This window comes from Streptomyces nanhaiensis (assembly GCF_046614825.1).
Classification (GTDB): domain Bacteria; phylum Actinomycetota; class Actinomycetes; order Streptomycetales; family Streptomycetaceae; genus Streptomyces; species Streptomyces radiopugnans.
Window position 1 is genome coordinate 57,310 of record NZ_JBKJFM010000009.1, and the last position, 14,215, is coordinate 71,524.

At 75.8% G+C, this 14,215-nt stretch carries 11 protein-coding genes; 6 read left to right on the top strand and 5 right to left on the bottom strand.

The window, feature by feature from the left end; translation table 11 throughout:
- Window positions 1–67: 67 nt before the first annotated feature.
- The 4 genes from ACLIYP_RS04995 to ACLIYP_RS05010 all read left to right on the top strand — a co-directional run bounded on the left by ACLIYP_RS04995 (window position 68) and on the right by ACLIYP_RS05010 (window position 4,575).
- Window positions 68–946: a TatD family hydrolase gene (locus tag ACLIYP_RS04995; protein ID WP_412711916.1), complete on the top strand. Its 879-nt coding sequence runs from the start codon at window positions 68–70 to the stop codon at window positions 944–946.
- Between the two features lie 133 nt (window positions 947–1,079).
- The gene (locus ACLIYP_RS05000) at window positions 1,080–2,663 is read left to right on the top strand and encodes a ubiquitin-like domain-containing protein (RefSeq protein ID WP_412711917.1); all 1,584 of its coding nucleotides are present in this window, start codon (window positions 1,080–1,082) and stop codon (window positions 2,661–2,663) included.
- Between the two features lie 116 nt (window positions 2,664–2,779).
- A complete protein-coding gene (gene rsmA / locus ACLIYP_RS05005; RefSeq protein ID WP_412711932.1) occupies window positions 2,780–3,598 on the top strand; it encodes a 16S rRNA (adenine(1518)-N(6)/adenine(1519)-N(6))-dimethyltransferase RsmA in 819 nt (272 codons plus the stop codon).
- Window positions 3,595–4,575 carry a 4-(cytidine 5'-diphospho)-2-C-methyl-D-erythritol kinase gene (locus ACLIYP_RS05010; RefSeq protein WP_412711918.1) on the top strand — a complete coding sequence of 327 codons (981 nt, stop codon included), beginning with the start codon at window positions 3,595–3,597 and terminating at the stop codon, window positions 4,573–4,575. The genes rsmA and ACLIYP_RS05010 overlap by 4 nt, the downstream gene beginning before the upstream one ends.
- 71 nt (window positions 4,576–4,646) lie before the next feature.
- On the opposite strand, the gene ACLIYP_RS05015 is transcribed toward ACLIYP_RS05010, so the two are convergent.
- From ACLIYP_RS05015 to ACLIYP_RS05035, 5 genes are all read right to left on the bottom strand, one after another.
- The gene (locus tag ACLIYP_RS05015) at window positions 4,647–5,453 is read right to left on the bottom strand and encodes an SDR family NAD(P)-dependent oxidoreductase (protein WP_412711919.1); all 807 of its coding nucleotides are present in this window, start codon (window positions 5,451–5,453) and stop codon (window positions 4,647–4,649) included.
- 25 nt (window positions 5,454–5,478) lie between these two features.
- The gene (locus tag ACLIYP_RS05020; protein ID WP_412711920.1) at window positions 5,479–6,663 is read right to left on the bottom strand and encodes a serine hydrolase domain-containing protein; all 1,185 of its coding nucleotides are present in this window, start codon (window positions 6,661–6,663) and stop codon (window positions 5,479–5,481) included.
- Window positions 6,664–6,739: 76 nt separating this feature from the next.
- Window positions 6,740–7,558 (bottom strand): energy-coupling factor ABC transporter ATP-binding protein, encoded by an 819-nt coding sequence (locus tag ACLIYP_RS05025; RefSeq protein WP_412711921.1) that lies wholly within the window; start codon window positions 7,556–7,558, stop codon window positions 6,740–6,742.
- Entirely contained in the window at window positions 7,543–8,307 is a 765-nt protein-coding gene (gene cbiQ / locus ACLIYP_RS05030; RefSeq protein WP_412711922.1) for a cobalt ECF transporter T component CbiQ, read from the bottom strand. Before cbiQ ends, ACLIYP_RS05025 begins: the two co-directional genes overlap by 16 nt.
- 1 nt (window position 8,308) lies before the next feature.
- Window positions 8,309–9,490, bottom strand: coding sequence for an energy-coupling factor ABC transporter permease (locus ACLIYP_RS05035; RefSeq protein WP_412711923.1), 1,182 nt, complete (start codon window positions 9,488–9,490; stop codon window positions 8,309–8,311).
- 386 nt (window positions 9,491–9,876) lie between these two features.
- Here ACLIYP_RS05035 and ACLIYP_RS05040 point away from each other — a divergent pair, with 386 nt between their 5' ends.
- Complete coding sequence (locus ACLIYP_RS05040; protein WP_412711924.1) at window positions 9,877–10,284, top strand: SsgA family sporulation/cell division regulator; 408 nt, start codon at window positions 9,877–9,879, stop codon at window positions 10,282–10,284.
- Window positions 10,285–10,751: 467 nt separating this feature from the next.
- Window positions 10,752–14,174, top strand: a complete 3,423-nt coding sequence (locus ACLIYP_RS05045; RefSeq protein WP_412711925.1) for a S41 family peptidase — start codon at window positions 10,752–10,754, stop codon at window positions 14,172–14,174.
- The last annotated feature ends 41 nt before the right edge of the window (window positions 14,175–14,215 follow it).

A 14,215-nucleotide genomic window follows, 5' to 3' on the forward strand; every position in this document is an offset into this window, starting at 1 on the left:
CGCCGGACCCCGCCTCACGGGCGGGCGCCGGGCGGCCCGGGCCGCCCGGCGGCCTAGGATCGCGGGCATGGAGAAGTCCGCGAAGGCAGCGAAGGCGGCGAGGCCCGCGAAGCAGGCCGGCGGGGCCGTGGAGCCCGCGCCGCCGCCCGTACCGCTGAACGTGCCGGTCGCCGACTCGCACACCCACATCGACATGCAGGACGCCACGGTCGGCCAGACCGTCGCCGCGGCCGCCGAGGTCGGCGTGACGACCCTGGTGCAGGTCGGCTGCGACCTGGAACGCTCCCGCTGGTCGGCGCGGGTGGCCGCCGAGCACGACGCGGTGTGGGCCGCCGTCGCCCTGCACCCCAACGAGGCGCCGCGGCTGGAGCTGGGCGGGGGGCGCGAGGCGCTGGACGCCGCCCTGGAGGAGATCGCCGAGCTGGCCGCGCGGCCCGAGGTGCTGGCCGTCGGCGAGACGGGCCTGGACCACTTCCGGACGGGCGAGGAGGGGCGGGAGGCCCAGCGGTACTCCTTCCGCCGCCACATCGAGATGGCCAAGCGGCTGGACAAGGCCCTGGTGATCCACGACCGGGACGCCCACGAGGACGTGCTGCGCGTCCTCCAGGAGGAGGGCGCCCCCGAGCGGACGGTCTTCCACTGCTTCTCCGGCGACGCCGCGATGGCCGAGGTGTGCGCCGCGAAGGGCTGGTTCATGTCCTTCGCCGGCAACGTCACCTTCAAGAACGCGCGGCCGCTGCGCGAGGCGCTGGCCGCCGCCCCGCCGGAGCTGCTGCTGGTGGAGACCGACGCGCCGTTCCTGACCCCGGCCCCGTACCGCGGGCGCCCCAACGCGCCGTACATGATCCCGTACACGCTGCGTGCGATGGCCGAGGTGAAGGGGTTGGACGAGGACGCGCTCGCGGAGCACGTCGCGGCCAACACGGCCCGCGTGTTCGGCTACTGACGGGCGCGCGGAGGCGGGTGCGCGCGGTACGGCGGCCCGCTTTTCGCAACTTTGGGTAGTCGTACGACTTGGGAGAGTGACGGATGCTCCGCTAGGGTCCCGGCCCGCCACCAGGACCGCTTGGGAGTACGTCGTGAGCCATCCGCAGGGGATCCAGCAGTACGAGTACGCGTACCCCTCCGCGCCGCCGCAGCACCGGCCGTGGGAGCCGTGGGGCCCGTGGGAGTACAGCGGCGCCCAGGGGTACGGCGGGCCCGAGCACGAGCGGGACCCGTACGACACCTACCGGCCCTCGTACGAGTTCCACGGCGCTCCGTACGGCGGATACGGCACGTACGACGGGTACGACGGGTACGGGGAGCACGGCGGATACGGCGCGTACGGGCCGCCCGAGGCTCACCCGCTCCCGGAGACCCCCGTGTACCAGGAGTTCCCCGGGCACCAGGAGTTCCCCGGACACCCCGGAGCCTTCGGCCCCGCCCTGCGGCTGCCCCGGCAGCCCGCCGGCGACACCGGCTGCGACACCGCAGGCGACACCGCACGCGAGGCGGGCGGCGGCCCCACCGGCGGCCGGGCCGCCGCCCGGCGGGCCGCGCGGGAGCGGAAGGCCGCCCAGCGCCCCGAGGCCCTGCGCCGCCTGCTGCCGCAGGCCCTCGTCGTCGCCTTCCTGGCGGGCGGCACCTGCGCCTTCGTCGTGGACGACAAGGCCGTCAGCCTGTCGGTGGAGGGCGAGGACGGGCCGCGCACCCTCCACACCTTCGCCGACGACGTCTCCGAACTCCTGGCCGACGAAGGCGTGTCCGTCGGCGCGCACGACTCCGTCTCGCCCGCCCCCGGCGAGCCCCTCTCCCACGGCGACAGCGTCACCGTCCGCTACGGCCGCCCGCTGACCCTCACCCTCGACGGCCGCCCGCGGCGGGTGTGGACCACGGCCGCCACCGTGGAGGCGGCGCTGCGCGGGCTGGGGGTACGCCCGGAGGGGGCGCGCGTGTCGGTGCCCCGCGACCGGCGCATCGGGCGCGGCGGGCTGGCGCTGACCGTGTGGACCGAGCGGAGCGTGACCGTCCTGGCCGACGGCCGCGAGCGCACCGTGCGCACCAGCGCCCCGACCGTGCGCGAGGCGCTGGCCGACGCGGGCGTCGAACTGCGCGGCGCGGACCGCGCCTCGGCGGCCCTGGACTCCTTCCCGCGCGACGGCCAGGCCGTCACCGTGCTGCGCGTCACCGAGACCGAGCAGGTGCGCGACGAGCCCGTCCCGTACACCACCGAGCGGCGCGAGGACCCGGCGCTGTTCCGCGGCACCGAGGTGGTGGAGCAGACGGGCGTGCCGGGGCTGCGCCGGCTCACCTACGAGGTGCGCACGGTCGACGGGGTGCGGCAGCGGCCCCGCCTGACCGGGGCGGCGGTGGTGCGCGCGCCCAGGCCGCGGATCGTGCGCGTGGGCACCGCCGAGCCGCCCTCCTCGGTGCGGGGCGCCGACGGCCTGGACTGGGCGGCTCTGGCCCGCTGCGAGTCCGGCGGCCGGCCGGACGCGGTGGACCCCACCGGCACCCACGGCGGGCTCTACCAGTTCGACACCCGCACCTGGCGCGGTCTGGGCGGGAAGGGCCGCCCGCAGGACGCTCCGCCGGCCGAGCAGACCTACCGGGCGAAGAAGCTGTACGTGCAGAAGGGCGCGAGTCCCTGGCCGGTGTGCGGCCGTAAACTGCACCGGTGAGCTCAGCCCCCTCCCCTCCCCCGTCCCCCGGAGCCGACACAGGTCCCGGTCCCGGTGCCGGTTCCGGCGCCGGTCCCGGCGCCGACGTACTCCTCGGCCCCGCCGACGTCCGCGAGCTGGCCGCCGCGCTGGGGGTGCGCCCCACCAAGCAGCGCGGCCAGAACTTCGTCATCGACGCCAACACCGTCCGCCGCATCGTGCGGACCGCGCGGGTGAGCCCGGAGGACGTGGTGGTCGAGGTCGGCCCGGGGCTGGGGTCGCTGACGCTGGCACTGCTCCAGGAGGCCGCCTGGGTGACGGCGGTGGAGATCGACGACGTGCTGGCGGCGGCGCTGCCCGCGACCGTCGCCGCCCGGCTGCCCGGCAGGGCCGACCGCTTCGCGCTCGTCCACCACGACGCGATGCGCGTCGCGGAGCTGCCGGGCCCGGAGCCCACCGCGCTGGTCGCCAACCTCCCCTACAACGTCGCCGTGCCCGTCCTGCTGCACATGCTGGCGACCTTCCCCTCCATCGAGCACGGCCTGGTGATGGTCCAGGCCGAGGTCGCCGACCGGCTCGCGGCCGAACCGGGCTCGAAGGTCTACGGGGTGCCGTCGGTGAAGGCCGCCTGGTACGCGGAGGTGCGGCGGGCCGGGGCCATCGGGCGCAACGTCTTCTGGCCCGCGCCCAACGTGGACTCCGGGCTCGTGTCGCTGACCCGGCGCGAGCCGCCGCGCACCCGAGCCACCAGGCGGGAGGTCTTCGCCGTGGTGGACGCCGCCTTCGCCCAGCGCCGCAAGACGCTGCGGGCGGCGCTGGCGGGCTGGGCGGGTTCGGCCGCGGCGGCCGAGGCGGCGCTGACGGCCGCGGGGATCGACCCCCGCGCCCGGGGGGAGTCACTGACGATCGAGGACTTCGCGGCCATCGCGGAGCGGAAGGGCACCACAGGCGCATGAGCACCGCAGAGAAGGCCGGCACGGGCACCGCCCGTACCGCCGCGCCGGTCACCGTACGCGTACCCGCCAAGGTCAACGTGCAGCTCGCGGTGGGCGGGCTGCGGCCGGACGGCTTCCACGACCTGGCCAACGTCTTCCTCGCCGTCGGCCTGTACGACGAGGTCACCGCCACCGCCACGGCACCCGGCGAGGGCCCGCGCGTGACCTGCTCCGGACCCGACACCGACCAGGTGCCGCTGGACCGCACCAATCTGGCCGTCCGCGCCGCCGACGCGCTCGCCGCGCGGTACGGCATCGTGCCGGACGTCCATCTGCACATCGGCAAGGAGATCCCCGTCGCCGGCGGCATGGCCGGCGGCAGCGCGGACGCGGCGGGCGCGCTGCTGGCCTGCGACGCGCTGTGGGGCACGGGCGCATCGCGCGGGGAACTGCTGGAGATCTGCGCCGAGTTGGGATCCGATGTGCCCTTCTCGCTGGTCGGCGGCGCGGCGCTGGGCCGGGGCCGGGGCGAGCTGCTGACGCCGCTGGAGGTGGGCGGCGTCTTCCACTGGGTGTTCGCCGTCGCCGAGGGCGGGCTGTCCACCCCGGCCGTCTACCGCGAGTGCGACCGGCTGCGCGAGGCGCGCGGCGGCGGCGCGGGCGCCGACGCCGTACCCGCGCCCGAGGCGTCCCCCGCGCTGCTGGCCGCGCTGCGCGCCGGGGACGCGGCCCTGCTCGCCGAGCACCTGTCCAACGACCTCCAGCCCGCCGCCGTCTCCCTGCTGCCGTCCCTGGACGACACCCTGGCGGTGGGCACTCAGGCGGGCGCGCTGGCCGCCCTGGTCTCCGGCTCCGGCCCGACCTGCGCCTTCCTGGCCGAGGACGCCGCGGCGGCCTCGGACGTCGCCTTCGCGCTGCGCGCCTCGGGCGTCTGCCGCACCGCCCACACCGCCACGAGCCCGGCGCCGGGCGCGACGGTGGTCCGCCCGGCGGGCTGAGTACCGCAACGCCTCCGCTGCGTCGACATGGCCGGGACACCGGTGCTTCCGGGCCCGCGGGGTGCGTCCGGTCAGCCGGGCTCCTCCCCGTTGAGCGCACGGCGCAGCCCGAGGTTGGAGATCAGCAGCCCGCCGTCCACGGGGAGGGTCAGTCCGGTGATCCAGGACGCGTCGGCCGAGGCGAGGAAGGCGACGGCCGCCGCGATGTCCTCGGGGCGGCCCACCCGGCCCAGCGGGTACTCGCGGGCCGCGCGCTCCAGCAGCCCGTCGCGCCCCTCCCAGGCCTGGGTGGCCACCGTCCCCGGCGCGACCAGGTTGACCCGCACCCCTCGCGGGGCGGCGTGCCCGGCCAGGGTGCGGGTCAGTGAGGCCAGCCCCGCCTTGGCGGCGCTGTAGGCGTGCCCGCCGAAGTCGCGCTCGCCGTTGACGGAGCCGACGCAGACGACGGCCCCGCGCCGGTCGGGGGCGGCGGCCAGATGGGGCAGGGCGGCGCGGGCGCAGCGGAACGCGCCGGTGAGGGTGAGATCCAGACCGCGCTGCCACTCCGCCTCCGCCAGGTCCTCGAAGAGCGGGGGCTCGGACTGGATGCCGTAGGCGTTGCTGACCAGGACGTCCAGGCCGCCGAACCGCTCCACCGCGTGAGCGACGGCCGCCCGCACCGAGCCGTCGTCGCCCACGTCGCAGACGGTGTGGCAGGCGTGCCCGCCCGCCTCGGCCACCTCCCGGGCCGTGCGTTCGGCGTTCTCGCCGTCGATGTCGGTGACCAGCACCCGGGCGCCCTCGGCGGCCAGCCGCCGGCAGACCGCCGCGCCGATGCCCCGCCCCGCGCCCGTGACCAGCGCCGCGTAACCCGTCAGACGTCCCTCGACCCGCTGCATCGGGCCAGCGTAGGCGCCGGGCCGGTCACCTGTCCCCGTCCGCCGCCGCTCTCCTCAGCGCGCGTACGAGGGCCTGGGCGCGCGGGTCGGAGGTGACCGACTTCTGGAGGGAGTTGGTGACGTAGGCGAAGGCCAGCCCCGTCTCGGGATCGGCGAAGGCCAGCGAGCCGCCGCGTCCGGGGTGGCCGAAGGAGCCGGGGCCCAGCATCGGCGAGGACGGCCCGTGGAGCATGTAGCCCAGGCCGAAGCGGGTGGCGACCAGCAGGACCCGGTCGGGTCCGGCCGACTCCTCGGTACGCGCCTGGGTGAGGGTGGCGGGGGCGTACAGCCGGCGGGTGCCGTCGCCGAGGTCGCCGATGAGCGCCGCGTAGAAGCGGGCCAGGGAGCGGGCGGTGGCCACGCCGGAGGAGGCGGCGAGCTCGGCGGCCCGGTAGGCGGGGTCGTTCTCGTCGGGCTGCGGGTCGATGGCGCCGAAGGCCCGGCGGGTGAGGGAGTGCGGATCGCGCCAGGCGTCGGCGACCTCGCGCTTGGGGCGCACCCGCAGCCCGGCGGAGGCGGGCGCGGGCGGGGCGTCCACCTCCGCGATCCGGCCCACCCGGTGCGCCCGGTCCGCGGGCAGTCCGATCCACAGGTCGAGGCCGAGCGGCGCGGCTATCTCCTCGGCGAACCAGCGGCCCAGGCTCCGCCCGGTGACCCGCAGCACCAGCTCGCCCAGCAGCCAGCTGTAGGTCTGCGCGTGGTAGCCGTGCGCGGTGCCCGGTTCCCAGGCGGGCGCCTGGGCGGCGACGGCGCGCGGGCCGAAGACGCCGTCGAGCGCCTGCCGCGGGGTCAGCGGGGTGTCCAGGGCGGGCAGCCCGGCGCGGTGGGTGAGCAGGTGGCGCACCGGTACGCGTTCCTTGCCCGCGGCCTTGAACTCCGGCCAGTAGGTGCCCACCGGCGCGTCCAGGTCCAGGCGTCCGCGCTGGTGCAGCAGGTGCGGCACGGCGGCGGCCGGGCCCTTGGTGACCGAGCGGACGACCTGGGCGGTGTCCTCGGCCCAGGGCTCCCGCCCGTGGGGGTCGGCCAGGCCGCCCCACAGGTCGACGACCTTGTGCCCGTCCCGGTACACGGCCACGGCCGCGCCCCGGTCGCCGCGCTCGGTCAGGTTGGCGCGGAAGGCGTCACGGACCGGCTCGTAGCCGTCCGCCACCGTGCCCTGGACGTCCACCACTGTCTTCGTGCTCCCGCCGGTCGAAAGGTGATGCGTGTGCCGATGTGTGCACCGATGCGTGCCGTCGTACATGGTGCTACGCGTGCGGCAGCGTCACCGACCGGGGGTCGAATCCGAAGGGCAGCTCCAGGCGGTGGGCGCGCATCAGCGCCTCGTCGCACAGCAGGTCCCGGGTGGGGCCGTCGGCGGCGATGACGCCTTCGCTGAGGACGACCGAGCGCGGGCACAGCTCCAGGGCGTAGGGCAGGTCGTGGGTGACCATGAGCACGGTGACGTCCAGCGACCGCAGGATGTCGGCCAGTTCGCGGCGTGAGGCGGGATCGAGGTTGGAGGACGGCTCGTCCAGGACGAGGATCTCCGGCCGCATGGCCAGCACGGTGGCCACCGCCACCCGGCGCCGCTGGCCGAAGGAGAGGTGGTGCGGAGGCCGGTCGGCGTACTCCTCCATCCCGACCAGGGCCAGCGCCTCGTGCACCCGGGCCGCCAGTTCGGCGCCGCGCAGCCCGGCGTTGGCGGGGCCGAAGGCGACGTCCTCGCGGACGGTGGGCATGAACAGCTGGTCGTCGGGGTCCTGGAAGACGATGCCGACGCGGCGGCGGACCTCGGCCAGGGCGCCCCTGTCCGCCGGGTCCACCCGCAGTCCGGCCACGGTGACGCCTCCCGCTCCGCCGGTGAGGATGCCGTTGAGGTGGAGCACGAGGGTGGTCTTGCCCGCACCGTTCGGCCCGAGCAGCGCCACGCGCTCGCCGCGCGCCACCGTGAGGTCGACGCCGAAGAGGGCCTGGTGGCCGTCGGGGTAGGCGTAGGCGAGGCCGCGGACCTCCAGGGAGAGGGGCGCGGCGGACTCGTCTCGCGGATCGGTTCGCGGGTCGGCTGATGTCACAGTGTCCACCATCCCATCAGGCAGACCGCGAGCGCGGCGAGCGGGAGGGCGGCGGCGGACGACCACTGGACGCGGGTGGCGGCCGTCTCGTCGGCGGTGGGCATGGTGCCGGTGTAGCCGCGGCTGATCATGGCCAGGTGGACGCGTTCGCCGCGCTCGTAGGCGCGGATGAACAGCGCCCCGGCGGTCTTGGCGAGCACGCCCCACTGCCGTACGCCGCGGGCGGTGAAGCCGCGGGAGAGGCGGGCCAGGCGCATCCGGCGCATCTCGTCGGCGATCACGTCTCCGTAGCGGAGCATGAAGGAGGCGATCTGCACCAGCAGCGGGGGCATGCGCAGCCGCTGGAGGCCCAGGAGGATCTCGCGCAGTTCGGTGGTGGAGGCCAGCAGGACGGATGCGGCGACGCCGAGGGTGCCCTTGGCCAGGACGTTCCAGGCGCCCCACAGGCCGGACTCGCTCAGCGACATGCCCAGCACCTCCACGCGCGGGCCCTCCGCGACGAAGGGCATCAGCACCGCGAAGGCGACGAAGGGCACCTCGATCAGCATGCGCGTCAGCAGGTGGCGGGCGGGGACGCGGGAGAGCGCGGCGACGGCGGCCAGCAGCAGCGCGTAGGCGCCGAAGGCCCACATCGCCTCGCGCGGGGTGGCGACGACGGTGAGGACGAAGGCGAGGACGGCCGCGATCTTGGTGTGGGCGGGGAGGCGGTGCACGGGCGAGTGCCCGTGGCGGTAGAGCCGGTGGGCGTGTCCGGAGCCCATCTCAGGCGCTCCCGGCGGGGGTGCGGCCGGCACCGTCCTCCGCGTCCTCCGCGCTCTCCGCGCGGTCGTCGCTCCCTTCCGCGGCGGTGTTCCCGCGGCGGCGTACGGCGACGAGGACCCCGGCGCCCGCGGCCAGCGTCGTGCCGACGCCGATGAGCCCGGCGAGCCCGCCGGAGAGGCGCTCGTCGGTGACGGCGGACACGCCGTAGTCGGCGAGCGGGGAGCCGGCCAGGCCGTGCTCCTCCTCCTGGGAGGAGATGCCGTACTCGCCGGCGACCTTCTCCAGGCCGTCGGGGTCGGCGGAGGCGTAGAAGCTGACGACGCCGGCGCACAGGAGGGTGGCGGCCAGTCCGCCCGCCCAGACCTTCCGGGCGGAGGCGGGACGCGCGGCGGGCCCGGAGGCGGCGGAGTCGGTGGAGGTGGCTGTGATGGCGGTGGTGGTGGCGGTGGCTCGCGGGGCGGGGCCCGAGCCGGGGGTCGCGACCGGGCCGCTGCGCAGGACGAGGGGGCGGGCGAGGGAGCGGGCGGCGTACACCAGGTCCGGGCGTACGGCCAGGACGGCGCCGACGGTGGCGGTGGTGATCAGCGCCTCGCCGACGCCGATCAGGGTGTGGACGCCGAGCATCGCGGTGAGGACCTTGCCCAGGGGGACCTCGGCGGTGCCGCCGAGCGCGTACAGGCCGGTGAAGACGGCGGCGGCGGCCGGTACGGAGAGCAGGGCGGAGACGAAGGCGGCGGCGGTGACCGAGCCGCGGCGGCGCGGCAGGACCCGTACCAGGGCGCGGAAGACGGCGTAGGAGACGACGACGGTGACGACGCCGATCAGGGTGATGTTGGTGCCCAGCGCGGTCAGGCCGCCGTCGGCGAAGAGCAGTGCCTGCATCAGCAGGACGACGGAGAGGGCGAGCACCCCGGTGTAGGGGCCGACGAGTATCGCCGCCAGTGCCCCGCCCATCAGATGGCCGCTGGTGCCCGCGCCCACGGGGAAGTTGAGCATCTGCACGGCGAAGACGAAGGCGGCCACGAGGCCGGCCAGCGGCGCGGTGCGCTCCGCTCCGTGGTACGCGGCGGTGCCCGCCAGTTCGCGGCGCGCGCCGCGCAGGCTCACCGCGACGGCGGCCGCGGCGACGGCGCCGGTGGCCACCGAGACCGGGGCGTTGAGAAATCCGTCGGGCACATGCATGGCAGGACTCCGCTTCTCGGGCTTCCACGACCGCCGCGGCCCCGCCGCACCGTGGCCGGCGGGTGCGGAGAGCCGGGGCGGCTCTACACCCCGATGGTAAGGAGTAGTTGCAACCCCTTTGCAAGAGCGCCCCTGTCGCGGCGGGTGAGTACCGAGGGGCGCGGCGGGCAGGCGTCACCGAGTGCGACAGTTGCGAAGACACAGCGTTTCCACCCCGTCCGGTTGCCGGTGGATCGGGATACTTGCCCGGTCCGAGGGAAGACGCCATCAATGTCGGACCTTCACGGAACTGTTGCAGAACTCACATCGATTACCTGCGGTATGCCGTCATGAAAACGCTCTGACGGGGTCGTAGGAGAAAAGGCCCCCCGGAAAAGGAGCACCCCATGCGCGCAGTCGTCGACCACAGCGTCCAGGCACGTCTGATCACCGTCCCCTCGGTCACCCGGGAGGTGACCGTCGGGCTGCGCTACGACCGCCACGACCCCTTCGCCGTCAGTCTGGTCTTCCCCTCCGACGTCTCCCTGGACGGGCAGGATGTCGTCTGGGTGTTCTCCCGCGAGCTGCTGGAGGAGGGGCTGCGAGCCGCGGTCGGTCTCGGGGACGTGCACATCCGGCCGTCCGGACCCGAACGGACGGTCATCGAGCTGCGCGCCCCGGAGGGGGTCGCGGTGATCGAGTTCGACACCACCGGTCTGCTGCGCTTCCTGCACGGCACCTACGGCGTGGTGCCGGGCGGCTCCGAGCACCTGGAGCTGGACCTGGACCGCGGACTGACCTCCCTGCTGGGCTGAGGCGGCGGCCGCGCGTCCGGCGCTTCGGCAAGCAGGCGCCGGGAAACGGCCGGAACGGAAACCGCAGGACGCAGCAGGACCGCAGGACGCAGCAGGACCGCGTAAGAGCCGCGCACGACCCGCGGGACTCAGCGGCAGAACCCCGCAGAACCACGCAGGCCCCTCCGGAAAGACCCCCGCGGACGCGGCAGGGACCGAACCGCCCGCCCGCGCGACGCCCGCCGGTGCCGTCCCCCGGCCCCCGCGGCCCGCCCGGGACACGAACCCGGCGCACGATCCCGGAGCACGGCGCGCAGAACCCCGGGCCGCGCTCCCTTGCGGACAGCGCCGCCCGCACCGGACCCGGCCGGCCCCCGGGCCCGCTCACGCGCGGCGCGGCCCGCTCCCGCCGGTGGGATCCGAGCCGCCGACCGCCGCGCCACTCCCAGGAGTTGCCGCCCGCCGCCCGGCTGCCGACCATGGGAGAGATGACCGCGACCTCCGGATCCCCAGGCACCCCCGTTCCCCCCTCCCCGGACCCCTCCGGGGCGTACCTCAGGTTCCCGCACCTCAGCGGCGACCTGCTCTGCTTCACCGCCGAGGACGATCTGTGGATCGCCCCGCTCGCGCCCGGGGCCGCCGAACCGCCGCGCGCCTGGCGCCTGACGGTGGACCGCACCCGCATCGGGCACCCGCGCTTCTCCCCCGACGGCAGCCACATCGCGTACACGAACTGGCGCAGCCTGGACCCCGAGGTGCACCTGACGCCGGTCGACGGCGGGCCGTCGCGGCAACTGACGTACTGGGGCGCGGTGGACACCCAGGTCTGCGGCTGGACTCCCGAGGGGGACATCCTGGCCGTGGCCTCGCACGGCCAGCCGTTCTCGCACTTCGCCTGGGCCTACCGGCTGCCGGCCGGCGGCGGTCCGGGCGAGAAGCTGCCCTGGGGCCCGGTGTCGAACCTCGCCGTCGCCGATCTCGGCGGCGAGCGGCGCACCCTGCTGCTGACCGGCACCCCGCCCCACGAACCGGCCTCCTGGAAGCGCTACCGCGGTGGCGCGATGGGGCGGCTGTGGCTGGAGGGCGAGCGCCTGGTGCCCGAGCTGTACGGGCATCTGGACTGCCCGATGATCGTCGGCGGCCGGATCGCGTTCCTCTCCGACCACGAGGGGGTGGGCAACCTCTACTCCTGCCTGCCCGACGGCACCGACCTGCGCCGCCACACCGACCACGCCGACTTCTACGCCCGCCACGCCTCCACCGACGGCGAGCGCGTGGTGTACCAGTGCGCGGGCGGGCTGTGGCTGGTGGACGACTTCTCGCCGCGCGCGAAACCGCGCCGGCTGCCGGTGCGGCTGGCGGGGCCGCGCGCCGGGCGCCGCGTCTACCAGGTGTCGGCCGCGGGCCACGTGAACTCCCTGGCCGTGGACACCACCGGGCGCGCCAGTGCGGTGGGGGTGCGCGGCAGTCTGTACTGGCTCACCCACCGCGACGGTCCGGCGCGGGTGATCGCCGACACCCCGGGGGTGCGGGTGCGGCTGCCGGAGATGCTCGGCTCCACAGGCCGGATCGCCTACGTCACCGACGCCGAGGGCGAGGACGCGGTGGAGATCGCCGACCTGCCGCGGGCCACCGGCGCCCGCGAGCCGGTGCGGCTCGCCGCGGGACGGCTGGGGCGGGTGCACGAGCTGGTCGCCTCGCCGGACGGCGCCACCCTGGCCGTCGCCTCGCACGACGGGCGGCTGCTGCTGGTGGACGCCGGGCAGGAGGGCGAGGGCGGTGAGGCGGCCGGAGCGGCCGAGGCCGCCGGAACCGGAGCCACCGGGACCGGAACCGCCGGGACATCCGAAGCCACGGAGGCCCCGGAGGCCGCCGACGTCGCCGAGCTGGTCCGCTCCGTCAACGGCCCCGTCCGCCACCTCGCCTTCTCCCCCGACTCCCAGTGGCTGGCCTGGGCCCACCCCGGCACCGACGGCGCGCTCACCCGCATCCGGATCGCCCGCCTGTCCGACAGCACCATCCTGGACCTCACCGAGGGCCGCTTCGAGGACGAGCAGCCCGTCTTCACCCGCGACGGCCGCTACCTCGCCTTCCTCTCCTGGCGCGGTTTCGACCCGGTGTACGACGTGCACACCGGCGACCTGTCCTTCCCGCTGGGCTGCCGCCCGTACCTGGTGCCGCTGTCGTCGGCCACGCCCTCGCCGTTCGCCCTCTCCCCCGAGGGCCGCCCGGCGGCCGGCGGCCTGGACCCGGACGCCCTCGGCGAGGCGGCCGGGGAGGAGGGGACGGTGCTGGTGGAGGCCGAGGGGCTGGCCAGCCGCGTCACGCCCTTCCCCGTGGCGGCCTCGAAGTACTCCTCGCTCCATCCGGTCAGCGGCGGCGGGCTGGTCTGGCTGCGCTGGCCGATCTCCGGGGCACTGGGCGAGACCTTCGCCAACCCGGCCGACACCTCCGGCCGCCCCACGCTGGAGCACTTCGACCTGGTCAAGGCCAAGCGCACCGAACTGACCAGCGACATCGACTGGTTCGCGGTCAGCGGCGACGGCACCCGCCTGGTGGTCAACGACGACGGCGACCTGCGGGCCGTCCCCGCCAACGAGCACGCCGACTCCGACTCCACCACCCACCTCGACCTGCGCCGCATCCTGCACGACGCCGATCCGCGCGCCGAGTGGCGGCAGGCGTTCGACGAGGCGGGCCGGATCATGCGGTCGTACTTCTGGGACCCGGGCATGTCCGGCGTGGACTGGGACGCGATCCTGGACCAGTACCGCCCGCTGGTCGAACGGGTGGCCTCCCCGGACGAGTTCGCCGACCTGCTGCGCGAGACGGTGGGCGAGCTGGGCACCTCCCACGCCTACGTCTCCCCGGCCCGGCGCAACGAGGGCCCGGCCCACTACCAGCGGCCGATCGGGCTGCTGGGCGCCGACTTCGCCCGCGACGGGGAGGGCCGCTGGCGGGTGGGGCGCATCCTGCCCGGCGACTCCTCCGACTCCCGGGCCCGCTCCCCGCTGGCCGGTTCCGGCATCCGCGAGGGCTCGGTGCTCACCCACGTCGACGGCCGCCCGGTGGACCCGGACGCCGGACCGTTCCCGCTGCTGGCGGCGGCCGGCGGCACCACCGTCGAGCTGGCCTTCCTCACCAACGAGCCCGGCGACGGCCCGGACGCCGTCCCGCGCCGCCCCCGCCGCGTCGCCGTCGTCCCCCTCATCGACGAGCGCCCGCTGCGCTACCAGGACTGGGTGAGCCGGCGGCGCGCGGTGGTGCGCAGGCTCAGCGACGGCCGGTGCGGCTACCTGCACATCCCCGACATGGGCGGTTCCGGCTGGGCGCAGTTCAACCGCGACCTGCGCATGGAGGTCTCCCGGCCCGCGCTGATCGTGGACGTGCGCGGCAACGCGGGCGGCCACATCAGCGAACTGGTCGTCGAGGCGCTGACCCGCACCATCCTGGGCTGGGACCTGGTGCGCCACGCCCGGCCGGTCAGCTACGCGTCCAACGCCCCGCGCGGCCCGATAGTGGCCCTGGCCGACGAGGCCACCGCCTCCGACGGGGACATGATCACCGCCGCGTTCCGGCTGCTGGGCATCGGCCCGGTGGTCGGCGTCCGCACCTGGGGCGGGGTGGTCGGCATGACCGGGCGCCACCGGCTCGGCGACGGCACGGTCATCACGGTGCCGATGAACGCGGCCTGGTTCGACGAGTACAAGTGGTCGGTGGAGAACCACGGCGTGGAGCCCGACATCGAGGTGCTGCGCACCCCGACGGACTGGGCCGAGGACCACCACCCGATGCTGGAGACGGCGGTGCGCACCGCGCTGGACCTGCTGGAACGCCACCCGGCCGCCGCCCCGCCCGGCTACGACGACGTCCCCGACCGCAGCCGCCCGCCCCTGCCGCCGCGGCCATGACGGCAGCGGCGGCGGGGGCGGCAGCGGCGGCGGCCGGGTGG